General features: G+C 45.1%; 27 protein-coding genes and 1 tRNA gene. 11 read left to right on the top strand and 17 right to left on the bottom strand.

The features are described 5' to 3' along the window. Positions 1-29: 29 nt before the first annotated feature. Complete coding sequence (gene rpsF / locus KJS69_RS25765) at positions 30-314, bottom strand: 30S ribosomal protein S6 (protein WP_213586681.1); 285 nt, start codon at positions 312-314, stop codon at positions 30-32. A 304-nt stretch (positions 315-618) separates the two neighbouring features. Here rpsF and KJS69_RS25770 point away from each other — a divergent pair, with 304 nt between their 5' ends. Both KJS69_RS25770 and KJS69_RS25775 read left to right on the top strand, forming a co-directional pair. Beyond that, entirely contained in the window at positions 619-801 is a 183-nt protein-coding gene (locus tag KJS69_RS25770; protein WP_213586682.1) for a YjzC family protein, read from the top strand. A 13-nt stretch (positions 802-814) separates the two neighbouring features. After that, positions 815-1,060: a hypothetical protein gene (locus KJS69_RS25775; protein WP_213586683.1), complete on the top strand. Its 246-nt coding sequence runs from the start codon at positions 815-817 to the stop codon at positions 1,058-1,060. Positions 1,061-1,239: 179 nt separating this feature from the next. On the opposite strand, the gene KJS69_RS25780 is transcribed toward KJS69_RS25775, so the two are convergent. From KJS69_RS25780 to KJS69_RS25795, 4 genes are all read right to left on the bottom strand, one after another. Continuing rightward, positions 1,240-1,330 (bottom strand) — tRNA-Ser (locus tag KJS69_RS25780). A 115-nt stretch (positions 1,331-1,445) separates the two neighbouring features. Further along, the gene (locus tag KJS69_RS25785) at positions 1,446-1,661 is read right to left on the bottom strand and encodes a DUF951 domain-containing protein (RefSeq protein ID WP_213586684.1); all 216 of its coding nucleotides are present in this window, start codon (positions 1,659-1,661) and stop codon (positions 1,446-1,448) included. Between the two features lie 34 nt (positions 1,662-1,695). After that, a complete protein-coding gene (locus tag KJS69_RS25790; RefSeq protein WP_249730708.1) occupies positions 1,696-2,574 on the bottom strand; it encodes a mechanosensitive ion channel family protein in 879 nt (292 codons plus the stop codon). 20 nt (positions 2,575-2,594) lie between these two features. After that, positions 2,595-2,855: a putative Se/S carrier protein gene (locus KJS69_RS25795; RefSeq protein ID WP_213586685.1), complete on the bottom strand. Its 261-nt coding sequence runs from the start codon at positions 2,853-2,855 to the stop codon at positions 2,595-2,597. A 249-nt stretch (positions 2,856-3,104) separates the two neighbouring features. Between KJS69_RS25795 and yyaC the strand changes: the two genes are divergently transcribed. Beyond that, positions 3,105-3,725, top strand: coding sequence for a spore protease YyaC (yyaC, locus tag KJS69_RS25800; RefSeq protein WP_213586686.1), 621 nt, complete (start codon positions 3,105-3,107; stop codon positions 3,723-3,725). On the opposite strand, the gene KJS69_RS25805 is transcribed toward yyaC, so the two are convergent. The 12 genes from KJS69_RS25805 to rpmH all read right to left on the bottom strand — a co-directional run bounded on the left by KJS69_RS25805 (position 3,691) and on the right by rpmH (position 15,880). Beyond that, the gene (locus tag KJS69_RS25805) at positions 3,691-4,182 is read right to left on the bottom strand and encodes a DUF4446 family protein (protein ID WP_213586687.1); all 492 of its coding nucleotides are present in this window, start codon (positions 4,180-4,182) and stop codon (positions 3,691-3,693) included. The genes yyaC and KJS69_RS25805 overlap by 35 nt on opposite strands. Positions 4,183-4,802: 620 nt before the next feature. Then, the gene (locus KJS69_RS25810) at positions 4,803-5,957 is read right to left on the bottom strand and encodes an aminotransferase class V-fold PLP-dependent enzyme (RefSeq protein ID WP_213586688.1); all 1,155 of its coding nucleotides are present in this window, start codon (positions 5,955-5,957) and stop codon (positions 4,803-4,805) included. 387 nt (positions 5,958-6,344) lie between these two features. Further along, positions 6,345-7,199, bottom strand: coding sequence for a ParB/RepB/Spo0J family partition protein (locus tag KJS69_RS25815; RefSeq protein WP_213586710.1), 855 nt, complete (start codon positions 7,197-7,199; stop codon positions 6,345-6,347). Further along, a complete protein-coding gene (locus KJS69_RS25820) occupies positions 7,192-7,953 on the bottom strand; it encodes a ParA family protein (protein ID WP_213586689.1) in 762 nt (253 codons plus the stop codon). The genes KJS69_RS25815 and KJS69_RS25820 overlap by 8 nt, the downstream gene beginning before the upstream one ends. Before the next feature lie 132 nt (positions 7,954-8,085). Continuing rightward, positions 8,086-8,901, bottom strand: coding sequence for a nucleoid occlusion protein (gene noc / locus KJS69_RS25825; protein WP_213586690.1), 816 nt, complete (start codon positions 8,899-8,901; stop codon positions 8,086-8,088). A 448-nt stretch (positions 8,902-9,349) separates the two neighbouring features. Continuing rightward, a complete protein-coding gene (rsmG, locus tag KJS69_RS25830; protein ID WP_213586691.1) occupies positions 9,350-10,081 on the bottom strand; it encodes a 16S rRNA (guanine(527)-N(7))-methyltransferase RsmG in 732 nt (243 codons plus the stop codon). Next, on the bottom strand, positions 10,078-11,970 hold the full coding sequence (mnmG, locus tag KJS69_RS25835) for a tRNA uridine-5-carboxymethylaminomethyl(34) synthesis enzyme MnmG (RefSeq protein ID WP_213586692.1): 1,893 nt from the start codon (positions 11,968-11,970) through the stop codon (positions 10,078-10,080). The genes rsmG and mnmG overlap by 4 nt, the downstream gene beginning before the upstream one ends. A 46-nt stretch (positions 11,971-12,016) precedes the next feature. Then, positions 12,017-13,393 (bottom strand): tRNA uridine-5-carboxymethylaminomethyl(34) synthesis GTPase MnmE, encoded by a 1,377-nt coding sequence (gene mnmE, locus KJS69_RS25840; RefSeq protein WP_213586693.1) that lies wholly within the window; start codon positions 13,391-13,393, stop codon positions 12,017-12,019. A gap of 138 nt (positions 13,394-13,531) precedes the next feature. Beyond that, entirely contained in the window at positions 13,532-14,149 is a 618-nt protein-coding gene (gene jag / locus KJS69_RS25845; protein ID WP_213586694.1) for an RNA-binding cell elongation regulator Jag/EloR, read from the bottom strand. A 15-nt stretch (positions 14,150-14,164) separates the two neighbouring features. After that, positions 14,165-14,884, bottom strand: a complete 720-nt coding sequence (gene yidC / locus KJS69_RS25850) for a membrane protein insertase YidC (RefSeq protein ID WP_213586695.1) — start codon at positions 14,882-14,884, stop codon at positions 14,165-14,167. A gap of 267 nt (positions 14,885-15,151) precedes the next feature. Beyond that, a complete protein-coding gene (gene rnpA, locus KJS69_RS25855; protein WP_213586696.1) occupies positions 15,152-15,496 on the bottom strand; it encodes a ribonuclease P protein component in 345 nt (114 codons plus the stop codon). Positions 15,497-15,745: 249 nt separating this feature from the next. Beyond that, on the bottom strand, positions 15,746-15,880 hold the full coding sequence (gene rpmH / locus KJS69_RS25860; RefSeq protein WP_213586697.1) for a 50S ribosomal protein L34: 135 nt from the start codon (positions 15,878-15,880) through the stop codon (positions 15,746-15,748). A gap of 467 nt (positions 15,881-16,347) precedes the next feature. On the opposite strand from rpmH, the gene dnaA reads away from it, so the two are divergent. The 8 genes from dnaA to KJS69_RS25900 all read left to right on the top strand — a co-directional run bounded on the left by dnaA (position 16,348) and on the right by KJS69_RS25900 (position 26,698). Next, positions 16,348-17,706: a chromosomal replication initiator protein DnaA gene (gene dnaA, locus KJS69_RS25865; protein ID WP_213586698.1), complete on the top strand. Its 1,359-nt coding sequence runs from the start codon at positions 16,348-16,350 to the stop codon at positions 17,704-17,706. A gap of 245 nt (positions 17,707-17,951) precedes the next feature. After that, on the top strand, positions 17,952-19,094 hold the full coding sequence (dnaN, locus tag KJS69_RS25870) for a DNA polymerase III subunit beta (protein ID WP_213586699.1): 1,143 nt from the start codon (positions 17,952-17,954) through the stop codon (positions 19,092-19,094). Between the two features lie 14 nt (positions 19,095-19,108). Then, positions 19,109-19,324 carry a S4 domain-containing protein YaaA gene (gene yaaA / locus KJS69_RS25875; RefSeq protein ID WP_213586700.1) on the top strand — a complete coding sequence of 72 codons (216 nt, stop codon included), beginning with the start codon at positions 19,109-19,111 and terminating at the stop codon, positions 19,322-19,324. Between the two features lie 131 nt (positions 19,325-19,455). Next, positions 19,456-20,574 carry a DNA replication/repair protein RecF gene (recF, locus tag KJS69_RS25880; RefSeq protein WP_213586701.1) on the top strand — a complete coding sequence of 373 codons (1,119 nt, stop codon included), beginning with the start codon at positions 19,456-19,458 and terminating at the stop codon, positions 20,572-20,574. 41 nt (positions 20,575-20,615) lie between these two features. After that, the gene (gene remB, locus KJS69_RS25885) at positions 20,616-20,864 is read left to right on the top strand and encodes an extracellular matrix regulator RemB (protein ID WP_213586702.1); all 249 of its coding nucleotides are present in this window, start codon (positions 20,616-20,618) and stop codon (positions 20,862-20,864) included. A 39-nt stretch (positions 20,865-20,903) separates the two neighbouring features. After that, positions 20,904-22,820 carry a DNA topoisomerase (ATP-hydrolyzing) subunit B gene (gene gyrB / locus KJS69_RS25890; RefSeq protein WP_213586703.1) on the top strand — a complete coding sequence of 639 codons (1,917 nt, stop codon included), beginning with the start codon at positions 20,904-20,906 and terminating at the stop codon, positions 22,818-22,820. Positions 22,821-23,034: 214 nt separating this feature from the next. After that, positions 23,035-25,560 (top strand): DNA gyrase subunit A, encoded by a 2,526-nt coding sequence (gyrA, locus tag KJS69_RS25895; protein ID WP_213586704.1) that lies wholly within the window; start codon positions 23,035-23,037, stop codon positions 25,558-25,560. Positions 25,561-25,639: 79 nt separating this feature from the next. Continuing rightward, entirely contained in the window at positions 25,640-26,698 is a 1,059-nt protein-coding gene (locus tag KJS69_RS25900; protein WP_213586705.1) for an HD-GYP domain-containing protein, read from the top strand. The last annotated feature ends 168 nt before the right edge of the window (positions 26,699-26,866 follow it).

Here is a 26,866-nt window from a genome sequence, read left to right on the forward strand (position 1 = left end):
TGGTATCACTAACAGACTAAAGTAATAACTTACGCTTCGTCAAGAACGATCAGGTAACGAATGATTTCGTCAGAAATCTTCATCACACGGTCAAGTTCAGCTACTACTTCCGGAGTAGCGTTGAAATTTACCAGGACGTAAATTCCATCACGGAACTTGTTGATCTCATACGCAAGACGGCGTTTGCCCATTACTTCGCTCTTCGTGATCTCGCCACCATTGTTAATGATGTTTTCGAACTTCGAAATAGCGGACTCAACAGCTTCCTGTTCGATATCGGAACGAAGAATATACATGACTTCATATTTGCGCATGTCAATTCACCTCCTTTTGGACTAAACGGCCCCAAGCCTATCCGCGCTATGCGGAATCTTCTATGAAGGAAGAATCGGCCTAGAGCAAGGAGCAAGATGAAATCCAATTCAAACTCGCACCATATAAATATACCAAAAGCTGCGAGTAATTACAAGAGAACCGCCCTTCCTCTTCTGAAGCTTCTGCAGAATTCCAAAGCCTGGCTCCATAATACTATTAGGGGCCTTCCCTGTATTTGGAACCCTCCCGTTTACATGCTCTAACCAGGGTTAGTGGATACTATGGTTATTCGGAGGTGATAGCATGGGTGAACGAACCGAATTTAACGCCGGTGATCGCGCTCCTAACAATGGAGTGTACATTGAGGTTGGTGAAAACGACTTTCATATGGGCATCAACGATCCCAAAATGGTCGAACTGCAAAAAGGGGAACGCTTTCCGGAGCTGACCAATCATAATCGCAAATGGAAACGAAAAAAACAATAAAGAGGGAATCCTCATGAGAAAACCAGTCACTTTACTATTTACGATCCTTGCCGTTGTTATTTGCTTCATTCATTATCTCGGCTATGATCCCAAAAACTTAATCCTAATTTCGTTAAGCATTCCTCTTTGGGTCATTCCGCTATTTACAGACATCGCCCATGTTAATTTATTTTTGGCCTATGGGTTAACGATTGCATCCTGGGCTCTTCTGGGCTATATTGTCGATCGGTATGTATTTAGAGCCCGGGAAAAAAGCTAATGCAGCCCTTTCCCGGGCTTCGCTTGTTTTTACCTCAAGGCTATGGGATGGTCAGCAATATACAATCTTCTTGATCGGCTGTTAGGAGATAAAAAACGCCCCCCTGCGGAGATCGCATAGAAGGCGTTGAGTCAACGATTGTTATGTAGTGTCCAACCATGGATCTGAAGTTTCTTAAGTGGCGGAAAGGGTGGGATTCGAACCCACGCACGCCTTGCGACGCCTAACTGATTTCGAGTCAGCCCCCTTGGACCTCTTGGGTACCTTTCCGTTTGCACAAGCAATATTGTACCACAGATTACAGGATGAAATCAACTGAATTATTGCTCTCCATTATTGTTTAATCTGGCTATGGCTCTACAGTTCAGGAGGTAATATCCTGTTGTTACTCGTCTTTATCCTGAACTACCGGATTGGACCGCAGCACTTTTTTCAATTTACTCTCGAACTTCGCCCTGGGTACCAGCACGCTATGCTTGCATCCCGTACAGCGTATCCGGATATCCATTCCCATACGAATAATTTCCATTTCATTAGTCCCGCAGGGATGCTGCTTCTTCATCTGAACGACATCACCAAGCTGATATTGCTTACGTTCCATCTCCCACACTTCTCCTTTCACATCATCTGAATGTTTAAGCCGGCCGGGTTATTTCGATTTTATGCTCATCCAGCGCTTTTTTGATCAGGGCCAGCACTTCTCTTTTTACCTGCTCTTCGCTGTTCGGTTTGCATTCCGCAATAATTCGGAGAGATAAATCAGACATCCCCATCGTTTGCATACCAAGAACCTCGGGGCTCGATACGATCTCTCCATGATCCCTTGGCATATCTACAAGAGATTGCTGTAATACTTCGGTCGCCTTATCTACGTCGGAATTATAAGCTAGAGTAATATCGACGACAGCTATAGAATTGCGGATCGAATAATTCGTAACCTGAGCAATCAATCCATTGGGAATGATATAAATTTCACCGGTCCAGCTGGAAATCCGCGTTACCCTCAGCCCGATTTCCTCTACCGTTCCCTTATAACTGCCGATTTGAACCACATCACCGACAGCAAACTGATCTTCGAAGATTATAAAAAAACCGGTGATAACATCTTTAACCAAGCTTTGTGCTCCAAATCCAATCGCCAGTCCTACCACTCCGGCCCCCGCTAATAACGGACCCAGGTGAAGACCCATTTGTCCAAGAATCATTAAAATCAGTATAAAATTTACGGTGTAGGAAATGACATTTCCTACTAATTTACCTAACGTTTTAGCCCTTCTTTGGTTAAAACGCAGTGGACTTTTTTCTCTTTCCTTTACTAACCGATCGACAATGCGCTTCGTAACAGTTTTAATCACTTTGCCAAGAATAATAATCAATAAGATTTTGATAAGTGTAATTGAAATCCGCGTCCATGTATCCGGACTAGCGAACCAATCGACGAGCTGGGAATAAACCTCTTGCCATGTGTTGACGTCTTCTGCAAGCGCTACTTGAACGACTATAGAATTCAGCACTGCGATGTCCTCCCTGTTCGTTACATTTCCGGCATATCGACAGAAATATACTTACCTTCTATTTGATTATAAATTCCTCGAATTTCAACTTTCTCGGCTGCTATTATATTTTTCACTCGCTCAAGCTCGGATGAATCAAATTCGATCGATAACGCGCAGCCTGCGGTGATTTCTTTAGGAGTCGGACGTATATCTATTTCAATATCCGCATATTCCAGAAGCATTTCCGCCCGCAACGCCTGCTGTGTAGAATCAAAAGCAATCACCATTAACGGTTCCATCAGTGATTAATCCTTTCCTTCTTTCCTGGTTTACACCAAATATTCAGAGTTTTCTCATACTGTCTATAGCATTTTCCCGCAAATTCTCTTAGTTTCTATAACGACATGTATAAACCGTAATTTCTGACCGTATACTAGTAAAACTACCCCACAAAGTGAAGCTAGCCTTCGAAGCTTATTCCGGTTACTTTGCGGGGAGCCCCGGAATTTAAAAATTCTATTTGATAAAAAACGGATACGGAGGGCGCTATGAAATTTTCTTTCCTTGCGGACAAGAATCCGTCTGACAGTCCTATTCTCGTCCCTTATACGGATTCTCAATCAGCGCAGATGATCTCGTCGAAGCTTTCTCTTTACTTTCAGAAGGTTCCCGTTGAGCAAACCATTGTTTTCGTCTGCATAGGAACGGACCGCTCAACCGGCGATGCATTGGGTCCATTAGTCGGGTCCAGGCTGCTAACTTACCATTTAACCGATTATCCCGTTTACGGAACATTAGAAGAACCTGTTCATGCCCTCAACTTATCGGAAACCTTATCCTCCATTGAACAAACCTATAACAATCCGTTCATTGTAGGAATTGATGCTTGTCTCGGACAGCTCTCCAGCGTTGGCTCCATTAAAGTAGGTTCCGGACCTATCAAGCCCGGAGCAGGCGTCAATAAAGAGCTGCCTCCCGTCGGAAATATTCATATTACCGGGATCGTAAATGTCGGAGGGTTCATGGAATATTTTGTACTGCAGAATACCCGACTGCATCTCGTTACTATGTTAGCCGAAGTCATCGCCAAATCGATACATCTGTCCTTGAATCATTCACAGAGAACGGCTTCCGCTACCTTCCCGCCTTTTTCACTGCCAAATCAATAACTTCTATTTCCTCCGGAGATAAGCTGTAGGAAGGCTCCCCTTTTTTGATTGGTTTGGCATAAAGATAGCTTTCCTGTCTGCTGTGAATCCCTGTCAGAACAAGACCGTCCTTTTCCTCATCCATAAAAGCAATCGAAAAGCTCATATCGCTCCCCTGATCGGAAAAGGCATTATAACGAATCACCTCTACATTTCCTTTCATTCTTCTTATTTCTTTTTCAAGTCGTTGGATCGATTCCATATAGTTTTCACTAGCTGCCGCTGCTTGCCGGTAGCTTTCTTGAATTTGCAGAAGCATCTGCTCCAGATTTTCTTTGCTCCCGCTCATCATTTTTTTATATTTCCTATTCATGCTGATCAGCTTAATCCACATCGCCATAATGATAATAAACATAAGTCCGATGACGACCACTTGGATACTTTCCCACAGCTCCGGCTCCAGCCCGAATATTTCCATAGTTGTTGCCCCTTTTATAAATGTATGGTCTTTTTAGCTGGCCTTCTAATCTCATAACCAGCGAACTCAATGGTTGCCTGCTATATAAGTGGCACTAAAGAAAGCGATCATTCCGTTCCGAAGGAAAGTGCCTCCGAAGCTTCAAACATCATACTCCTTCCCCAAAAAGTGAGGATATGCTTCGTAGTGAATTCCGATTACTTTTCGGGGACCCCGAAACAACCGATAACTCCTTCCCCAAAAAGTGAGGATATGCTTCGTAGTGAATTCCGATTACTTTTCGGGGACCCCGAAACAACCGATAACTCCTTCCCCAAAAAGTGAAGATGGGCTTCGAAGCTATTCCAGGTACTTTTCGGGGACCCCGAAACAACAGATTCCTTATTTATTGGATGGGCCGTCGGGTGGTAGGAATACAAAGCCAAAACTCGCCCTGGAAGCATCTTTCTTTCTCCACTTCATGAGCTTTGAATTCTTTAGTGCCGAGTATATAGCTCCTCAGGCTAGCGTGTCTTCCATGTTTTCTCCTGCTTCTGTAGGTTAGTACTCTGCACCAAGTCAAATTCGGCCACCGAATGGCTTTTAATTTAATTATTTTTATAGTGTACCTGCATGGCCGCCTACTTATACGATTGGCTTATCTCTTTCATTGCCTGAATTAAATAATTCACCTGATCTGCTGTCGAATAATACCCAACACTGGCTCTGACTGCTCCCGTTGTTGTCGTGCCGGCGGTTTGATGGCCAAGGGGCGTACAATGGAAGCCGGAACGGACCGCAATTTGATAGTTACGATCCAACTGAAAGGCAATCTCTGATGAATCGGCTCCTTCCAATACAAAGGATACGATCCCGGTCTTATCGACTCCCAGATCAGGCCCCAGCAGGCGCACTCCGGGGATTTCCAGCAATCCTTGCATCATTTGTTGAGTGAGAGTCCATTCCTTTGTATGAATAGCTTCTACTGTCTCTCTAACAATAAGCTTAACCGCTGCACTTAGCCCGGCTACCCCAACCGTATTGGGCGTTCCCGCTTCATAACGATCCGGTCTAACGGAAGGCTGATCGATATCTTCCGACCTGCTTCCCGTCCCCCCATGTAATATCGGCTCCAACTCGATCTCCGACGAAATGTATAGCCCTCCTGTCCCCTGCGGACCCAGAAGACCTTTATGCCCAGGAAAGGCCAGCATGTCTATTCCCATCGTTTGGACATCAATAGGGACAGTTCCGGCAGTTTGGGCGGCATCGACGAGAAGCTTAACTCCATTGCGCCTGCACATTTCTGCAAATTTATCTATAGGCTGAATAGTGCCCAGAAGATTGGAGCTGTGACTGCACACAAAGAGAGTGGTGTTGGAACGGAAGGCCCGAACAGCTTCATCGAGGCAAATTTCTCCCTTTTCGTCCGCTTGTAAATAGGTAAGCTCTATCTTCTTTTCTTTTCGTAAATACTCCAACGGCCTTCTTACAGAATTATGCTCCATCGGCGTACAGATCACATGATCCTTTTCCCGAACAAACCCTTTAATGGCCAAGTTCAACGACGCTGTAGCATTAGAGGTAAACACCACATCAATCGGGTTGTCGATCCCGAACAATCTGGCCAGCAAGCTTCGGCCTTCGAACAAAATGCGACTGGCTTTAACCGCCATACTGTGGCTCCCTCTTCCAGGATTTGCCCCCGTCTCTTCAATGCAGCTAGTCATCGCTTGAATGACTTCAGGAGGTTTCGGCCAGGAAGATGCCGCATGATCCAAGTATATAATGGACATTCCTTCCCTCCCCCTTTCACTGTTCTTTTCCATTCTTCTTCGAAGGAAATCCTTCCGAGCTTCACAAGCCATCGCTTTTCACCCTATCATTTGCCTACCATTCCATTATAATATCCCATACAACCGACTGCATCACCAATTGGCTAGTTTGTCCATTTTTTCTGAACTCCCTGAATATCGAGATTTACTTATGTATCGGTGACACTCTGTTCTTCCGTTCCAATAAAAAGTTTGAAGCTTCATAGGCTTTGCTCCGATTTATATTTCCCAGATGTCATCTTTCAACAGCAATGACATCAGGCGACTCTAATTTAATGAAGTCAAGAAAAGCATACCTCATCGGGTCACCCTTAAGGAAACACGCGGTATGCTCTCAACTACTCAACGTTATGACGTTTTTCCTTGTAACAATTCCAATAATCGCTCCAAATCTTCTTTTGAATAATATAATAATTCAATTTTCCCTTTATCGTTGGAGTGTTTTATCTTTACGGTTGTTTTATAAAAATCCCTCAGCGTTTCCTCTACTTGGTGAATATAAGGATCTCTCTTTTTATTCACCTTTGCCTTTGTCTCGCTTTTAGATTTTTCTTCATGCTTTTGAATCGCTTCTTCCAGTTCTCGGACGCTCCACTGCTCCCTTATCGTCACTTCGGCGAATTCTTTTTTCAGTTTATCATTTTTTATTCCGACGATTGCTCTGGCATGGCCCATAGACAATGTTCCACGTGAAACATATTTTTTAATTTCCTCAGGCAATTGCAGCAGCCTTAAAAAGTTGGCAACATGAGAACGGCTTTTTCCAACCTTCATCGATAGCTCTTCCTGCGTAAGCGAGAACTGTTCGGCCAATGATTGATAAGCTTGCGCCAGCTCGATCGCATTCAAATCTTCTCTCTGAATATTTTCGATCAACGCTATTTCCATCACTTGTTGATCCGAGAATTTTTTTACTACAGCAGGAATCGTCGTTTGTCCGGAAAGCTGAGAAGCACGAAATCGCCTCTCCCCTGCAATAATTTCATATCCCTTCAATACGACTCTTACAATAATCGGTTGAATAACACCATGCTCTTTAATGGAAGCTGCTAACTCTTGAATGCTTTCTTCATCGAACGTTTTTCGGGGCTGATACGGATTAGGCCGAAGCTGTGTAAGGGGAATTTCCGTTACTTTATCATCGTCACTAATATTTAAGGAAGGAATTAATGCATCCAACCCTCGTCCAAGTCTTTTATTCAAGTTCAATCACTTCCTTCGCTAATTCCATGTACACTTCCGCCCCTTTAGAACGCGGATCATAGGATATAATAGATTGTCCATGACTCGGTGCCTCGCTTAAACGTACATTACGAGGAATAATAGTCCGATATACCTTTTGTTGAAAATACTTCTTAACCTCTTCGATGACCTGGATGCCGAGATTGGTTCTAGCGTCAAACATCGTTAAGAGAACCCCTTCGATCTGTAATGAAGTGTTCAAATGCTTTTGCACCAGGCGCACCGTATTTAACAGCTGGCTTAATCCTTCCAAAGCATAGTACTCACATTGAATAGGAATAATAACCGAATCTGCTGCCGTCAAAGAGTTAAGAGTAAGCATCCCCAGAGACGGAGGACAATCTATTAAAATATAATCAAACATATGTTGAACCAGCTGCAAAGATTTCTTTAAACGCACCTCTCTGGAAATGGTCGGTACTAGTTCGATTTCCGCACCGGCCAGCTGGATCGTTGCCGGTATAACTTTTAAATTCGGCAGGTTCGTATCCAGGATTGCGTCCTTCGGGTGCACATCATTGATGATGATGTCATATATGCAATTAACGACATCGGCTTTGTTGACGCCTATCCCGCTAGTCGTATTCCCTTGAGGATCTATATCTACTAACAACACCCTTTTGCCTAACGCCGATAAAGAGGCGCCAAGGTTTACTGAGGTGGTTGTTTTGCCAACTCCTCCTTTTTGATTAGTAATGGCAATGATTTTTGACACATTGGTTCACCTCAATATCGTTATTCACACCACGCCGAATTAATAATGAATCCACAGGCTGAACCTGCCAGCGGCACGATTGTCCGACAAAAAAAGCGGCCTTCGCCGCAGTTTTATTCGAAACATACGCTCTTATTGTTTAGGAATGGATATGATAATTTCGTAGTGATCTTCGAAGTCTTTTTCATCCGTTCTAATATTCATACCCGAGCTGGAAATCATGTCGACGGACTGTCTGATTGTATTAAGCGCCAATCTGACATCTTTCGAATAAGTAACTCGTTTTCTCTTTTTAGCTTTATTCGCTTCTTTGAAATAGCTGACCCTGGCTTCCGTCTGTTTAACGTTTAAATCCTTCGTAAGGATTTCATTCAGCAGCTTTAACTGAAGCTCCTCACTGTCCAGGGATAACAGAGCGCGGGCATGGCGTTCAGATATCTTCCTTTCCATAAGAGCTTCCTTGATGGGCTCACTGAGCTGCAACAATCTTATTTTATTGGCAATCGTCGATTGGCTTTTTCCCAGTCTTTGAGCCAAGCTTTCCTGTGTTAACTGATGCAGCTCCATCAGCTTCTGATAAGCGACCGCTTCTTCAATAGCGGTTAACCCTTCTCTCTGCAGATTTTCAATCAGAGCAATAGAGGCTGCTTGCGCATCATTAAATTGCCGTATAATAGCAGGAATCGTATCGAGGCCTAGTTTGGTGACAGCTCTCCAGCGTCGTTCCCCCGCAATGATTTCATACTTGCCATCGCGCTCTCTAACAACAATGGGCTGTATGACCCCATGGGTTTTAATCGTCTGGAGAAGCTCATCGATTCTCTCTTCATCAAATATTGTCCTTGGTTGATAAGGACTAGGCATAATATCCTGAACGGGAATCTGCTTCACTTCATCGGCAGCCGTCTTTTCCGTGAAACCAAAGAGCTTAGATATTTGTTCCCTCATCCTGTCATTACCCACCTAACTCTTTCACAATAGAGTTGGTTCAAAAAAGTCTATAGAAGATAAATGAGCCGAGAAGCGATAGTGAAATCAAAACTCCCCCTACCCTTTTGCTGCCCAGACAAAATAAGTTTCTTCCGAATAAAATTTTTCAGGGGAAATGAATCTCCCTCTTTTGTATATTATGTTATCTTTTTCAGGAAGGAAAACTATTATCTAATAGCGTACGGGCGTTTTCCACGGATAACCGGGTTTAAAAGCAAGCTCTCTCAGCTTCGTATCATTTTCTCTTTGCTGTATAGGCTGTTGACTTATTTGAACTCACACTTATTAAATAAATTCTCCACGGACAAGAAATATCCTGCCTGACAGACAATGATTTTATTGTTTCACGTGGAACAATTTGAATTTGGTCGCAAGTTATCACGCCTAATGTTTATTATACATGGAATTATGGCGCGATGAGTGGTTTTTTTAACGGCGTACCTGCAGCTCGAGGATACTTCGCCGGTGTACCTTCCGTCTTTTGCAGGATGATGATATGTCTTTCCGCCTGCTCCACCGGTAATTCAAAGCGGTGTACCTGATCCAGCTTAGCCTTTAATTGAGTCATGCTGAACCGAGCCTCATCCACTTCTTCTTTAGGGTCGGCCCCCTTCATCGCAGCAAACCAGCCCCCTTTACGCACAAAGGGAAGGCAAAATTCATTTAAAACATTTAATCTGGCCACCGCTCTCGCTGTAACTAGATCATACTGGTCTCTATAACCGCTCTTTCTTCCCCACTCCTCTGCACGCCCATGGATGAACGTGGCGCCAGTCAAAGTAAGCTCCCTGGCCAAATGTTCCAAAAAGGTAATCCGCTTTTTTAAAGAATCGATGATCGTTACTTGCAAGTGGGGAAAAGCAATTTTTAACGGAATGCTGGGAAATCCGGCACCGGCTCCAATATCGGCCATTGTTTTTACTTCCTGGATCGGCAAGAAGAAAGCTAGAGATAGGGAGTCGTAAAAATGTTTATTGTACACCTGATCTTGTTCAGTAATCCCGGTCAGGTTCATTTTCTCATTCCAGGCTACCAGTTCCTTATAATAAATCGCAAATTGCTCCATCTGCATTGGAGTGAGCTCAATTCCTTGAGACCTCAGCCTCTCCTCAAATAACTTTCCCACTAATTGCGTCATTGCGACCTCGCTGCCGTTACCTGATTATAGTGTTCCAGATATACCAGCAGAATGGAGATGTCCGCCGGAGATACCCCCGATATTCGACTAGCCTGACCAATGGAGAGGGGTCGAATCTTGGCGAGCTTCTGCCGGGCTTCAATGGCAATGCCATGGATTTCGTCATAAATAATGTCTTCCGGGATTTTCTTCTTCTCCATTTTTTTCAGCTTTTCAACCTGCAATAGCTGCTTCTCGATATAACCTGAATATTTGATTTGGATTTCCACCTGCTCTTTAACGTCCTGCGGCAATTCAACGGGAGCTGGTGAAATAGCCTCGATATGGCCATACGTAATTTCCGGTCTGCGCATTAAAGTGATCAATTCTACCGCGTTATTCAACTCAACGGTATTCGCTTCTCTCAAAATTTGTTGAATATGCGGCTCCGGTCGGATTTTCGTTTCCTTTAACCGCTGCATTTCCTGCCTAATAAGCTCCTTCTTCCGAGTAAAACGGGCATAGCGTTCTTCCGAGATCAGCCCTATTTCATACCCTACCGGGGTGAGGCGCAAATCAGCGTTATCATGCCGCAGAAGCAGACGGTATTCCGCTCTCGAAGTCAGCAAACGGTAAGGCTCGTTAGTTCCTTTAGTAATCAGGTCGTCAATCAATACTCCGATATATCCCTGGGAACGGTCCAGAATAACGGGGTCCTCCCCTTTTACTTTGCGGGCAGCATTAATTCCTGCCATAATCCCTTGCGCAGAGGCTTCCTCATAGCCTGATGTTCCATTAAGCTGTCCGGCTGTAAACAACGAGCGAACAAGCTTCGTTTCCAATGTCGGCCATAGCTGGCTTGGCACAATAACGTCGTATTCGATCGCATAGCCGGTCCGCATCATCTCGGCCTTCTCCAATCCCGGCACGGAACGGATCATTTGGATCTGAATATCCTCCGGCATGCTGGTCGAGAGTCCCTGAATGTAGTACTCCGACGTATGTCTTCCTTCCGGCTCCAAAAAAATCTGATGCTTGGGCTTATCGGCAAACCGCACAATCTTATCCTCTATCGATGGACAATAGCGAGTGCCGACTCCTTCTATCGCCCCAGAGAACATGGGCGCCCGGTGCAAATTATTGCTTATAATGTTATGCGTTTCGGGAGAAGTATAAGTTAGCCAACAAGGAAGCTGATCTTCAATCGCCTCTGTCGTTTCATAGGAAAAATGGCTCGGATTTTCATCTCCCGGTTGAATATCCATTTTAGAAAAGTCAATAGTCTCCTTGTTAATCCGCGGAGGAGTTCCCGTTTTGAAACGAGCTAATTCAAAGCCCAATGTTCTCAAGCTTTCGGACAGCTTCAACGAAGGCTGCTGATTGTTCGGTCCGCTCTCATAGATCAGCTCGCCCATGATGACTTTTCCTCTTAAATAGGTTCCTGTCGTCAGAACGACGGCTTTGCCATAATACTGAGCGCCTGTTTTCGTAATAACTCCCTTACATTCGCCATCCTCGACAATGAGCTCTTCCACCATCCCTTGGCGCAGCGTTAATCTTTCCTGCTTTTCAAGAGTTTCTTTCATCGTCTGTTGATACAGAAATTTATCGGCTTGAGCCCTTAGTGCATGAACTGCCGGTCCTTTACCGGTATTCAGCATTCTCATTTGAATATAAGTCCGGTCTATATTCCGTCCCATTTCGCCGCCCAACGCATCAATTTCCCTAACGACATGCCCTTTGGCCGGTCCCCCGATAGAAGGATTACACGGCATAAATGCGATCATGTCCAAATTAATAGTCAACAGCAACGTTTCGCAGCCCATTCGGGCAGATGCAAGCGCCGCTTCGCAGCCGGCATGGCCCGCACCGATTACGATTACATCGAATTCGCCGGCATTATACCCCATCTTCTTCAACCTCCTTATAAATTGCAATCCCGGATGAATCCGCCGGTTACTTTCCTAGACAAAATTGCGAGAAAATTTGATCAATTAAAGACTCACCTATGGAATCGCCGATAATTTCCCCTAGTTGCTCCCAGCTATTACGCACATCTATTTGAATCATATCGATTGGCACGAATTGCTCCGCCGCCGTCATCGCTTCCACTAAAGAAACTCTAGCCTGCTTGAGCAAATGAATATGACGAACATTGCTGACATATGTCGCATCATTAGACTCCAACTGGCCGCTGAAAAATATAGCGGCAATCGCCTTCTCCAGTTCTTCCATTCCTTTATCTTCCTGGACAGACATCGACACTATTCGTTCTTCCGCCAGGAAAGATGCAAGCAGAGTGGAGTTTAATTGGCGAGGCAGGTCGATTTTATTAATAATCACAATGACCTGTCGGTCTTTAAGCTGCTCCAGCAATTGAATTTCATCATCATGAAGCTCTTCGCTCGCATTAAGCACCAGCAGAATGAGGTCAGCTTCCGACAGCGCGCTTCGTGATTTTTCGACGCCTATTTGTTCGACAATATCTGACGTTTCGCGAATTCCCGCAGTATCCAACAGCTTAAGCGGGATCCCGTTAATCGTAACATATTCTTCAATGACGTCTCTAGTCGTTCCCGGAATATCGGTAACAATCGCTCTATTTTCTTGAGCGAGCGCATTTAATAAGGATGATTTGCCGACATTAGGGCGACCGACGATGGCGGTGACGATTCCTTCGCGTATAATTTTCCCTTGTTCCGCCGTTTTCAACAGCTCGTCAATTTTTGAGATCGAGTCCGTACACTTTTTAACAATAAAGGCACTGGTCATCTCCTCGACATCATGCTCCGGGTAATCGATATTGACCTCAATGTGAGCCATAAGCTCTACCAATTCATTCCTCAGCTTCTTAATCTGCTGGGAAAGAGATCCCTCCGCTTGCTTCATAGCGATTTTATAGGCCCGATCCGATTTAGAGCGAATGAGATCGATCACCGCCTCTGCCTGAGAAAGATCAATTCGGCCGTTTAAAAAAGCCCGCTTCGTAAATTCCCCGGGATCCGCGAGACGAATCCCATGTCTCAATAGCAAATCCAGCACTTTTTTGACAGAAACCAGCCCGCCGTGGCAACCAATTTCGACTACATCCTCCATTGTAAAAGAACGAGGAGCTCTCATGACCGTTACCAATACCTCGTCTATACGCTCCCGGGAATCCGGGTCTTGAATATAACCATAATGTACCGTATGAGTCGGCACCTGAGACAATTTGGATTTGGATGCAAATACCTGTTCCACCCCTTGGACCGACTCCGGTCCGCTTACGCGAATAACGGCGATGCCCCCTTCTCCGAGCGGAGTAGCAACAGCCGCAATTGTATCGTTAATCATGTCCTTGCACCTCCTAATGCACCAGCGTTCAACCTTTCGGTCCGAACTTTCCCCATGCGCTCTGTAAATTTAAGAAAAACTTGGGGCAAAGAAAAAAAGCAATGACTCCCTATTCAGCGTGAAGTCATTGCACCGTTCCTACTTTAAGGCGATCACCACTCTGCGATTCGGCTCTTCCCCTTTACTATAAGTCTTCACCGAAGGGTGATCCTGCAGTCTGGAATGGATAATTTTTCGTTCGAGGGAAGACATCGGCTCCAGAATGACTTCCTTCTTGCTTCTCATAACCCGAGAGGCCAATCGCATAGCGAGATCTTCTAATGTTTTTCTTCTGCGGTTCCTGAAATCTTCAGCGTCCAGCACAATTTTGACATGGGTGTTGGAATACCGATTGGCCACAATATTTACCAAGTATTGGAGAGCATCTAAAGTTTGCCCTCTCCTGCCGATTAATATCCCCAACTCTTCTCCGCTCAAATTAAACGTCGTCAAGTCTTTTCCGGATTGAACGTCCACATCCATCTGCACATTCATCGTCCGGAAAACATCCTTCAAGAATAATAAGGCTTCTTCTAACGGATCCGGGATCAATTCAAGCTCCACCTTGGCGTCTTTAGCGCCAATCCACCCGAACAGTCCTCTGGAAGGCTGCTCAAGTACCGTTACCTTGACTCGGTCCTCGGCTACTTCCCACTGTCCTAACCCTTGTTCAATGGCATCATCAACCGTTTTTCCAGAAACCACAATCTTCTTCATTAGAGATGGCCACCCCTATTTTTTAGATGGTCTGTAAAGAATGTAGGATTGAACGATGGTAAAAATGTTGCTGTATACCCAGTACAACGGCAAAGCCGATGGGAAATTCATAGCCATTACGAAAATAAGCACCGGGAAAATAAATAAAAGAGCTTGCATCTGCGAATTCATCTGTACGGACATGACTTTTTGCTGCAAATAAGTGGTCAGAGCAGCCAGTACAGGCAAAACGTAGAATGGGTCCGGCGTGCCAAGCTGCATCCACAGAAAGGAGTGGTTAGAAATCTCTCCATTACGCATGATCGCATTATACAATGCAATCAGAATCGGCATCTGAATCAATAAAGGAAAGCATCCCGCCAGCGGGTTGACGTTGTTCTTTTGGAAAAGCTTCATCGTCTCTTCCTGCTGTTTTTGCGCGTTATCCTTATACTTTTCTTTAATTTTCAGCAATTCCGGTTGAATTTCCTGCATTTTCTTCGAGCTGCGGTATTGCTTCAAGGTGAGCGGCAAAACAAGGAACCGGATAATGACGGTCACAACGAGAATAGATAGACCGTATTGACCCCACATTAAATCAGCGAACCAATCAAGAACAGTAGATAATGGGTATACAAAATACTTGTCCCAAACCCCGTTATTCGGGTCGATGGGACTGAACTGCGTCGGACTACAGGCAGATAACAGCAGCACCAACAGTAGCAGCGGCGTTAACTTATAGAAGCGACGAATCAATATCAAATCCTCCCGGAAGTTTTGTGGGATCCAAACCCGGCCTCGTATACGTCCGCCATTCGTTCGTTATCCAATCCAAAACTTTCTATTATAAAAAAAATACTGACTAGAAGCGTAATCCTAACCTTATTATTAAGGATGAGGCTTGTTCATCTTAGGGCATGTCGAGATAATCGACACGTTCCAAGACGGAATTTGCCCATTGTTAAAGAACATTTCGCTTTAGACAATATATCATAATTTGTAAAACAAATAAATATTTATTGGTTACTTCTTTTTTAACAGACTTGCTTTTCTCATAACATGCATCAAGCTTTTTTGAATTTCATCATAATTCATTTCGGCCACTGGTTTCCGGGCAATAAAAATAATGTCCGAATTTCCTTCGATCCGGTCCAGGTTCAAACGGATAATTTCCTTGACCACCCTGCGAATCCGGTTGCGGACCACCGCATTCCCGACCTTCTTGCTAACCGATACCCCAACTCTCAGAGGATCCGGAGTGCTCTTATTCCTTCGATAGAGCACGAACTGATGATTGGCAGTCGACTTGCCCCACCGATAGACTTTATTGAAATCTTCCCTCTTCGCTAAACGATTCTGTTTATGCACTGCAAACTCCCCAATGATCGCGGAATATTAACCTGGTCTGGTCCCGTTTTCAAAAACCTAGGCTTGATTCGGTCAGGCTTGCGCTTGCTGCACTCCTCCATCCCCATTCAAGCTCCGGCCTCGCTCTTTTACACCTAATTCTAGGCTTAACATCTTTTTACCATTTAAAACCTCTGTCCTTCTTACCAGGAAGACGAATGAAATAAGGCCCTAAACAGGAAAAAAGACCACTCGCAAGTGGTCTCTAACTTAAGCAGTTAATACTTTTCTGCCCTTTTGGCGACGAGCTTGAATTACCTTGCGGCCACTCTTCGTACTCATACGCTTACGGAAACCGTGTACTTTCTTACGCTTTCTGACGTTCGGTTGAAATGTCGGTTTCATCTATCGCACCTCCCTCGAGGAATTACATCCCAAAAATACCTCTAATAATTAAAGCATCTCAGACACCAAAAGTCAACTGAACATTATCGTGATTTTCATCCGCAAACAGCTGTGAATAAAAAAAGAACGGATTTCGGAAAACGCTGTCGAAATATCAACAATTTATAAACATTTTGCAGGTTTGTGCACCAAAACTATTCACAGGCTTATGAAATTGTGGATAAAAAACGGAATCCCATTGAAACACTTCCCTCTTTTTGATATATTTAAATTGTTTTCCGTTGTGGATATGTATGAGTTTCAATTGAATTATCAACATGCTGTGGATAATATTGTGAACAATTTTAACTTACCCTTCCCAATAACCCATTTAATTCCCTTAATATTGTGGATAATTGACATATTGTTCTTTGATTCGACAATACATCTAATGGCTGCCGCCACGTTTTTTAAAGGAGTGACCGTTTGTGGAAAGCCATGTCAACAACTTATGGCAACAAGTACTTACCGAGATTCAAACCAAACTAAGCAAGCCAAGTTTTGATACGTGGCTAAAGTCGACCAAGGCTAAAGTATTTACCGATTCCCTCCTTGTTATATGCGCCCCTAACACTTTTGCTCGTGAATGGCTCGAAACCCGATATGCAAAAATGATCAGCGCAACCGTATACGAATGTTTAGGGAAAGAAGTGGTCGTCGAAGTCGTTATCGAAGACGAATCCCCGCCGCAAGCTCAGTCTACTCAGGCCGTGCAGCCCGTTCAGCCGGAAGTCATCGTCCAGGAAGAATGGTCTTATGCCAGTATGATGAATCCCAAATATACGTTCGATACGTTTGTTATCGGGGCGGGTAACCGGTTTGCGCATGCGGCATCGCTAGCTGTAGCCGAAGCGCCGGCCAAATCGTATAATCCCCTTTTTCTCTATGGAGGAGTGGGACTTGGCAAGACTCATCTCATGCATGCGATCGGGCACTATGTGCTCGAGCATAACCCGCATGCCCGGGTACTTTATATTTCTTCAGAGAAATTTACGAACGAATTTATTAACGCTATTCGTGATAACCGGGGAGAAAGCTTCCGCAACAAATACCGGAACATCGACGTTCTGCTCATTGACGATATTCAGTTTCTGGCCGGGAAGGAGCAGACGCAGGAAGAATTTTTCCATACTTTCAACGCCCTGCACGAAGAAAGAAAGCAAATCATCATCTCAAGCGACCGGCAGCCGAAGGAAATTCCGACGTTGGAGGAAAGGCTTCGTTCCCGCTTTGAATGGGGATTGATTACAGATATTCAACCGCCTGATCTGGAAACCCGGATCGCGATTTTGCGCAAAAAAGCCAAGGCCGAAAATCTCGAAATCCCTAACGAAGCTATGGTCTATATTGCCAACCATGTCGATACGAACATCCGCGAGCTGGAGGGCGCATTAATTCGTGTCGTTGCTTATTCCTCTCTGATCAACGAGGATATCTCGGTTTCGCTGGCGGCCGATGCGTTGAAGGACATTATCCCTTCCTCCCGTCCCAAAGTGATCACGATACAAGATATTCAACAAAAGGTCGGGGAGTTCTACGGGCTGAAACTCGAGGACTTCAAAGCGAGGAAACGTACGAAAGCTGTCGCTTTTCCAAGGCAGGTAGCGATGTATTTATCACGGGAATTAACCGATTATTCCCTTCCCAAGATCGGCGAAGCCTTCGGCGGAAGAGACCATACAACTGTTATTCATGCCCATGACAAAATATCGATGACACTGAAGCAGGATCCGGATCTGGGTAAAATCATTACGAACCTGACCGAGAAAATTAAAAATCCTAGTTAATAACGACTAAGCCTATGCACAATCTATACACATGTGGATAGGCTTGATTCTTGTCTTTTTTATGCACATATCCACATATTCAGCCCGCCTACTACTATTACTACTAAGAAAAAGATATAATTAATATAGAAATGTGCACCATTCGTTCTATTTCCGAAGCTGCGTAAATCATGTCGGCTTTTTTCGAGTTTGATATAATACAAGATATGAGCCGTTTCTTAATTTAAGAACCCGGGAGTGAAATTATGAAACTGACGATTTTAAGAGACCAGCTGAATGAATCGATTCAGCATGTGTCCAAAGCGATATCCAGCCGAACGACCATACCGATTCTCAGCGGAATTAAAATAGACGCAACACCAAAGGGAGTTACGTTCACGGCAAGCGATACGGATATTTCCATCCAATCTTTCGTACCTTTGGAGGAAGATGATATCCAGATTGTCGATTTGATAAATACCGGAAGCATTGTTCTTCCCGCTAAATTTTTTATAGAGATGGTACGCAAGTTGCCGTCAGACCAGATTGAAATTGAAGCCGGCGAACATCATCAAACGACCATTCGTTCGGGTACAGCCGAGGTTCAATTAGTCGGATTCGATCCGGAGGAATATCCTCTTCTCCCCCGTATTGATGAGCATAAAGTTATCTCAATGGCCAGCGATCTGCTGAAATCGATGATTCGACAAACCTCTTTTGCCGTTTCGACAAGTGAAACCACTCCCGTATTAACCGGGGTATTATGGTCTTTGACCGAAAATAACCTGAAATTAACCGGTTGTGATCGGCATCGGCTGGCAACTCGGGAAACCCGAATGGAAACCCCACCCGAACAACAGTTCCAGAATGTAGTGATTTCGGGTAAAACCTTGAGCGAGCTTAATAAAATATTGCCGGATCAAAGCACTTTGGTCGATATCGTCATTTCTGAGACCCAAGTGTTGTTCAAGCTGAACCACGTATTGTTCTACACCCGTGTGCTGGAAGGCGCTTATCCCGATACAAGCAAGCTGATTCCTCAGCAGTTCCAGACCCAAATGACGATTCGCGCCAAATCGTTAATGGATGCGATCGACCGGGCCTATCTGCTTTCCAGAGAAGACAAGACCAACATTGTCAAAGTGGTCATGAACGAAGATAGCACCATCGAGGTTTCTTCCAGTTCCTCTGAGTTGGGTAAAGTCAAGGAGTCTCTACCGATCAGCAATCACTCCGGCGATTATTTGAAAATATCGTTTAACTCCAAATACATGCTGGATGCATTAAAGGTGATCGATTGCGAAAACGTTTGTATCGGATTTACCGGTCCTATGAATCCGATAGTGATTCAGCCGGAGGACGGCACTAAGATTCTCCAGCTCATCCTTCCCTACCGGACTACAAATTAAAGGAGTGCGGAAGAATGAAGTCAATTTCTATCACGACGGATTATATTACTCTGGGACAGTTTCTAAAATTGGCGAATTGTGTATCCACGGGAGGACACGCCAAAATCTTCCTCCAGGAGACTACAATACGGGTTAACCAAGAAATGGAGAACCGCAGAGGCAAAAAGCTCGTTCCCGGCGATATCGTCCAAGTGGACGGATGCGGCACATTTCAAGTCGTCCGATCCTGAATCATCCCAACGTATAAACAGGTGAGAGTTACGCTCCGTATCCCTTTCGTTCAGAATGGAAGAAAGGATCAGGGAGCGTTCTTCCTTACGAAACGGAGTTTTGTTCCGCAAAACTCTTAGGAGGAAAAAAGTTGCTTCTTAAAAAGCTGGCTCTTAAAAATTATAGAAACTACGCAGAAATCGAATTAAATACGGCCCATAATGTCAATATTTTTATGGGGCTGAACGCCCAGGGCAAAACGAATTTGCTGGAAGCGATCTATGTGCTCGCTTTGTCTAAATCCCATCGGACCCATCAGGATAAGCAGCTGATCCGCTGGAATGAGGAATACGCTCAATTGTATGCTGAAGTGGACAAAAAGTATGGCTTGTGCAAGCTGAGCCTGTCCGTTACGTCTCAAGGGAAGAAAGCCAAAATAAACGGACTGGAGCAGAAAAAATTAAGCGGCTTTATCGGTACGCTGAATGTAGTTATGTTTGCCCCTGAGGATTTGGAAATTGTTAAGGGAGCTCCCGGAATCCGGCGCCGGTTTATGGATATGGAAATCGGCCAGGTACACCCTGGATATTTGCATGAGATGAATCAATATCAAAAAGTTCTCAACCAACGAAACAATTACTTGAGGCAATTATGGGGCAAGCCGGACGTTTCCGAATCGATGCTGGAAATATGGAATGAGCAATTGGCGCAGTATGGTACTAAAATTGTTAAAAAACGGCAAAGCTTTATAAAAAAACTGCAAAAATGGGCGGAATTTATTCATTCGGGCATTACGAATGGAGTGGAAAAGCTGCAAATCGAGTATCGGCCCTCGATAGAAGCTAACGATCCGGAAGAGGAAACTATTCTATTGGACCGATTTATGATAAAGTTATCACAGATGAAAGAACAGGAAATAAGGCGCGGCGCGACGTTGATCGGGCCTCATCGTGATGATATGGGGTTTTATATTAACGGCAGAGAGGTTCAAGTGTACGGCTCGCAAGGGCAACAAAGAACGACCGCTCTCTCCCTTAAGCTGGCCGAGCTCGAGCTGATACGCGAAGAGCTTGGAGAATACCCCATTCTGCTGCTGGACGATGTCCTGTCGGAATTAGATCCTTACCGGCAGACGCAATTGATTGAGACGTTCCAGGATAAAGTTCAGACGTTTATCACGACGACGGCTCTGGACAGTGTCAATATGGACAAACTGTCGGATGCGGCTATTTTCCATGTTAAGAACGGGGTTGTCTCGGATACGTTATGAACCTATTCCATCGATTACTATCCGAATGGGGGTTGATCGTTATGTTCATTCATTTGGGCGGGGAAAAGATTATTCGAGCGGTTGAGCTAGTAGCCATTTTTGACCTCTCGATCGAAAAAAATTCTAAAATTTCCAAACAATTTGTCGCTCACGCTATGAAAACCAAAAAAATCGAAGTGATCGGCGAGGAAGAAAGCAAATCCTTGGTTGTTACCGCTTATAAAGTTTATTATTCCCCTATTTCGTCCGCTACTTTAAACAAAAGAGCAAGTCAATTACAGGTTAATTAACCTTTATTGTCCGGAAATAAGAAAAGTAGGTGAAGGGTAATGTCATTGAATTCAAATACTTATGACGAGAATCAGATACAGGTACTGGAAGGACTGGAGGCGGTCAGAAAACGTCCAGGGATGTACATCGGTTCCACCAGCAGCAGAGGTCTTCACCATTTGGTATGGGAAGTCGTCGATAACAGTATTGACGAAGCTTTGGCCGGTTACTGTACCCGAATTGATGTTACCGTTCATAAAGACAACAGCATTTCAGTGACTGACAATGGACGCGGAATTCCTGTAGGGGAACAAGCCAAGATGAAGAAGCCCGCAGTCGAGGTTGTGCTGACGGTGCTTCACGCCGGCGGTAAGTTCGGCGGGGACGATTCCGGATATAAAGTATCTGGCGGATTGCACGGAGTCGGGGTGTCGGTCGTTAATGCCCTGTCCACTCATCTTACGGTTCAGGTCAAAACAAAAGGAAAAATTCATGTGCAGGAATATAGACGCGGTATCCCCCAATACGATCTCAAAGTGGTCGGAGAAACGGAAGAAACAGGAACGAAGATTACTTTCCTGCCCGATCCGGAAATTTTTACGGAAACCGTCGAATATGATTACGAAATACTACAATCGCGACTTCGGGAGCTGGCTTTTCTTAATAAAGGGATCGAGATCAATCTGTTCGATGAGCGGACAGATGCCTCCAATACATTCAAGTATGACGGGGGAATTATTTCATTCGTCGAATATTTGAACCGGAACCGGGAAGCACTGCATGAACCGCCGATCTATACGGAAGGAACCCGAGACAATATCCAGGTGGAAATTGCGCTGCAGTACAACGACAGCTATGTCGAAAATATATATTCTTTTGCCAATAACATTAATACTCACGAAGGCGGAACGCACGAATCCGGGTTCAAGAGCGCCTTAACCCGAATTCTTAACGATTACGCACGCAAGTCGAGTTCACTTAAGGAGAATGACTCCAACTTGACGGGGGACGACGTCCGTGAAGGATTAACAGCGATTATTTCGGTTAAAATCCCCGAGCCGCAATTTGAAGGACAGACCAAGACCAAGCTGGGCAACAGCGAGGTGCGCGGGATTGTGGAATCTCTCTTCTCGGAGAAGCTGCAGGAATTTCTGGAAGAGCATCCCGGCGTATCCAAGAAAATTATGGAGAAGGGGATCCAGGCAGCCCGAGCCAGAGAAGCCGCGCGTAAAGCGAGAGAATTGACCCGGAGGAAGAGTGCGCTTGAGGTCAGCTCCTTGCCAGGAAAATTAGCGGATTGCTCCTCCAAGGATGCGTCCATAAGCGAAATCTTTATCGTCGAAGGCGATTCCGCCGGAGGCTCCGCCAAGCAGGGTCGGGACCGACATTTTCAAGCTATTCTCCCGCTGCGCGGGAAAATTTTGAACGTCGAGAAGGCCCGATTGGATCGCATCCTGTCCAATGCTGAAATTCGCGCGATCATAACGGCTCTTGGAACCGGGATTGGAACGGAATTCGATATTACCAAAGCGCGATATCACAAAGTGATTATTATGACCGATGCCGATGTCGACGGGGCGCATATCCGGACGCTTCTGCTCACTTTCTTTTATCGTTACATGCGCAAGTTGATAGAAGCCGGCTATGTTTATATTGCTCAGCCGCCTTTATACAAACTGGAGCGCGGCAAGACAGCCCGCTATGCATACAATGACAAGCAGCGGGACGAAATCATGCAGGAATTTGGCGAAGGCGCCAAAGTGAACGTTCAGCGCTACAAAGGTTTGGGCGAAATGAACGCTTCCCAATTGTGGGAGACCACGATGGACCCTGAAAGCCGGACATTGCTCCAAGTGAACATCCAGGATGCCATTGAAGCGGACCGTATCTTCGACACCCTAATGGGGGATAATGTCGAGCCGCGGAGAGATTTCATTCAGGAGCACGCTAAATACGTGACCAATCTGGATGTTTAACAACTCCATGCCGATTCATTCCGAAAGGAAGGTTCTGTGTCTGTACGGAGCCTTCTTTTTTAAGATAAAAGCCGCCTTTCGTTAAGGGATACTAAGGTGGGGCTTCAAGCGTTTAATTGTGCAAAAGTGGCGAAAGTAATATAATAGGATGGATGGATAAAATCGGGCGAAGCTTTTGTTGGCCTGCTTTTGTAGAACGATCAGGAGGTATACGATGGCCGAAGAGATGCAACCTCAAATTAAAGAAAGAGATATCGGCTCGGAAATGCGGGAATCGTTCATGGACTATGCGATGAGTATCATCGTCAGCCGTGCGCTGCCCGATGTTCGAGATGGGTTGAAGCCGGTTCACCGCAGAATCTTGTTCGCGATGTCGGAACTGGGCATGTCGCCCGATAAACCATATAAGAAATCGGCCAGAATTGTTGGGGAGGTTATCGGTAAATACCATCCCCACGGAGATTCTGCTGTATATGAGACGATGGTCCGGATGGCCCAGGATTTCTCCTTGCGCTATATGTTGGTCGATGGCCACGGAAACTTCGGCTCCATAGACGGGGACTCCGCAGCGGCCATGAGGTATACCGAAGCCCGCTTGTCTAAAATAGCGATGGAACTGCTGCGGGATATTAACAAAGAAACGATTGATTTTGTACCGAACTATGACGGGGAAGAGCAGGAGCCGGCCGTGCTGCCTTCACGTTTTCCCAACCTGCTGGTTAACGGCATCTCGGGAATCGCTGTCGGAATGGCTACCGCTATTCCTCCCCATAATCTCGGTGAAGTCATAGAAGGCGTTCAGGCGCTCATTAAAAATCCGGATATTATGCCATTAGAGCTTATGGAGTATATTAAAGGCCCCGACTTCCCGACGGGAGGCTATATTCTCGGTAGAGAAGGAATCAGGCAAGCTTATTCTACCGGAAGAGGCTCGGTTACTATGCGTGCCAAGGCGACCATAGAAGAAAATAACGGGAAGGCCCGCATTATTGTAAATGAGCTGCCCTATCAGGTAATCAAAACCCGGTTGATCGTCAATATTGCAGAGCTGGTCCGCGACAAAAAAATCGACGGAATTACCGATCTGCGGGATGAATCAGACAGGAACGGCATGCGTATCGTTATTGAGCTGCGCAAGGATGTCAATCCGAATGTCGTGCTGAACAATTTGTACAAGCATACCGCCATGCAAAGTAATTTCGGGATCATCATGCTGGCGATTGTCAATAAAGAACCTAAGATTTTAAATCTTAAAGAGGTTCTCCATTACTACTTGCTTCATCAGCAAGAGGTCATACGCCGTCGTACCGAGTATGACTTGCGCAAGGCAGAGGCTCGTGCGCATATTCTGGAAGGGCTGCGGATTGCCCTTGATCACCTGGACGAGGTGATCAGTCTTATTCGCTCCTCCCGAACGACGGATGTTGCCCGCGAAGGGTTGATGAGCACTTTCTCTTTGAGCTATGAACAGGCTCAAGCTATTCTCGATATGCGACTCCAACGCCTGACTGGCCTGGAACGTGAGAAAATCGAGGAGGAATACGCCGAATTGCTGAAGAAAATCGCCGAGTTAAAAGAAATTTTGGCGAATGAAGACTTAATCCTGGGCATTATCAGCGATGAACTGGAGGAAATCAAAGAACGGTTCAACGATGAACGGCGTACGGAAATTACGGTAGGAGAAGACAGCATCGAGGATGAGGATTTAATTCCTCAAGAAGATGTGATTATAACGATTACCCATTCCGGTTATATCAAACGTCTACCGGTAACGACTTATCGGGCTCAGAGACGGGGGGGCCGCGGCGTAGTCGGCATGGATACGAAGGATAACGATTTTGTCGAACATCTGTTTGTATCCAATACTCACCACTACTTGATGTTCTTCACGGATAAAGGGAAGGTGTACCGGCTCAAGGCTTACGAAATTCCCGATTTAAGCCGGACAGCCCGGGGGACCCCGGTCATTAACCTGATCCAGATTGAGCAAGGGGAGACCGTCAATGCCGTTATTCCGGTAGAAAATTTTGAATCGGATCAGTATCTATTCTTTGCGACCAAAGAAGGGATCGTGAAGAAAACACCGCTGAGAGATTACGGCAATATCCGTAAGGGCGGACTGATCGCAATCAACATTCGCGAAGAGGACAGACTCGTCGGAGTCAAACTGACGGATGGCAAGGAAGCGATCATCATGGGAACGAAGATGGGGATCTCCATTCAGTTCCAAGAGGAAGATGTTCGTCCGATGGGCAGATCCGCCACTGGAGTTAAAGGAATCCATTTGTCCTCCGATGACGAGGTTATCGATATGGACGTAGTAGAGGATCAGAATGACGTGCTGATCGTTACTTCCAAAGGATTCGGCAAGCGGACCCCGATTGATGACTACCGACTCCAGACTCGCGGAGGAAAGGGCATCAAGACTCTTAATATCACTCCCAAGAACGGTCATGTCGTCGGTTTGAAAATCGTTAAAGAAGATGAGGATTTGATGATTATAACCGCACAAGGAACCATTATCCGCATGAGTATGGCCGGAATCTCGACGATGGGGCGCAATACTCAAGGAGTGCGTTTGATCAACATCAAAGACGACGATGAAGTGGCAACCGTAGCTAGAGTCGATAAAAGTGAAGAGAATGACGAAGAGATCGATGATGAAATGATAACGGAAATCGGACCTGTAACCGGATCGGTTGTAGAAAAAATCGATCTAGAAACAGATTCAGAAGAATAAAATTAATGGAAGGGGCTTTCCCCCTTCTCTTTTTTTTGTTTTAATATAGGTATAAAGGACCATTTAAGGGGAGAAAGACATGACTAAAGTTTCAGTCGAGCTGATTAAGGATGGGGATTACTTGGCTGAGGACGTATTTACATCCAGAGGGAGTCTGCTTATGGAAAAAGGGCGGGTTCTTACACTGCGAGAGAAGCAGGTATTAAAAGCGTTCTTAATCTTTGAAGTTTCCTTAGTTTCCGACAAGACAGAATCAGCCAGCTCCCATACGGAGGAAGGGGTCCGCCCGTCCCTAGCGCTCAAAGCTTTTCAAGCAGAGTACAATGACTTATTGGAATTTGTCAGGAAATTATTTCAGACTGCAGAAGCGGGCGGGATGCTGCCCATACTTGAAGTGAGATCCCGTTTGGAAACGGTGCTGCAGCATATAGACCAATACCATCCAATGACTGCTAATTATCCTACCCCAATATTCGAATACTTGTTCCATCACAGCATCAGGGTCTCTCTCTCCTCCTATTTATTGGCTAAATGGCATGGAATTTCCGAGAAGGATCATCTTCCCATTGCTTTAGCGGGCCTTCTTCACGATATTGGAAGCGTACGGGTAGACCATCGTTTACTCGATAAGGAAGCCTCATTAATGAATCAGGAAATGGAGGCCGTAAAGAAGCATACCGTGTTCGGCTACCAAATTCTCAAGCAGGTTAGCGGGCTTAACGAAGGGACGAAGCTCGCCACTCTTCAACATCATGAAAAGGAAAACGGATCAGGCTACCCCCTCGGGATTAAAGGAGAGCAGATTCATCCATATTCTAAAATTGTGGCAATTGTAGATACTTTTCATGCGATGACAAGTGACCGAAATCATAAAAAAGGGATTTCGCCTTATCTCGTGCTTGAGCATATCTTTAATGAATCGTTTGGCAAGCTTGATCCCGAGCTAGTCCAAACCTTTATCCATAGAGTAACCTCCTTTCATACAGGCACCAAAGTTATATTAAGCGATAAGCGAGTCGGCGAAATTGTGTTTACAGATCGGGCCCAACCGACCCGACCATGGATAAAAATTGATGGAGACATAGTTAATTTAGCTTTGGTGCGTTCTATATCCATTCAAGAGGTTCTATCCGAATAAACATGGATTAAATTTCTTTATTGACATTCCTTCGGCCTATGTGTTACATTAGTCTTCGCCGCTTCGAACGGCTTGTTCTGAACGAGCAAGTCCAGCAAGCTGGAAGAAAAAAACTTCAAAAAAAAGCTTGCATTCGATAGGCACCCTGTGGTATATTAAAAGAGTCGC

The organism is Paenibacillus sp. J2TS4, from assembly GCF_018403245.1.
Classification (GTDB): domain Bacteria; phylum Bacillota; class Bacilli; order Paenibacillales; family NBRC-103111; genus Paenibacillus_L.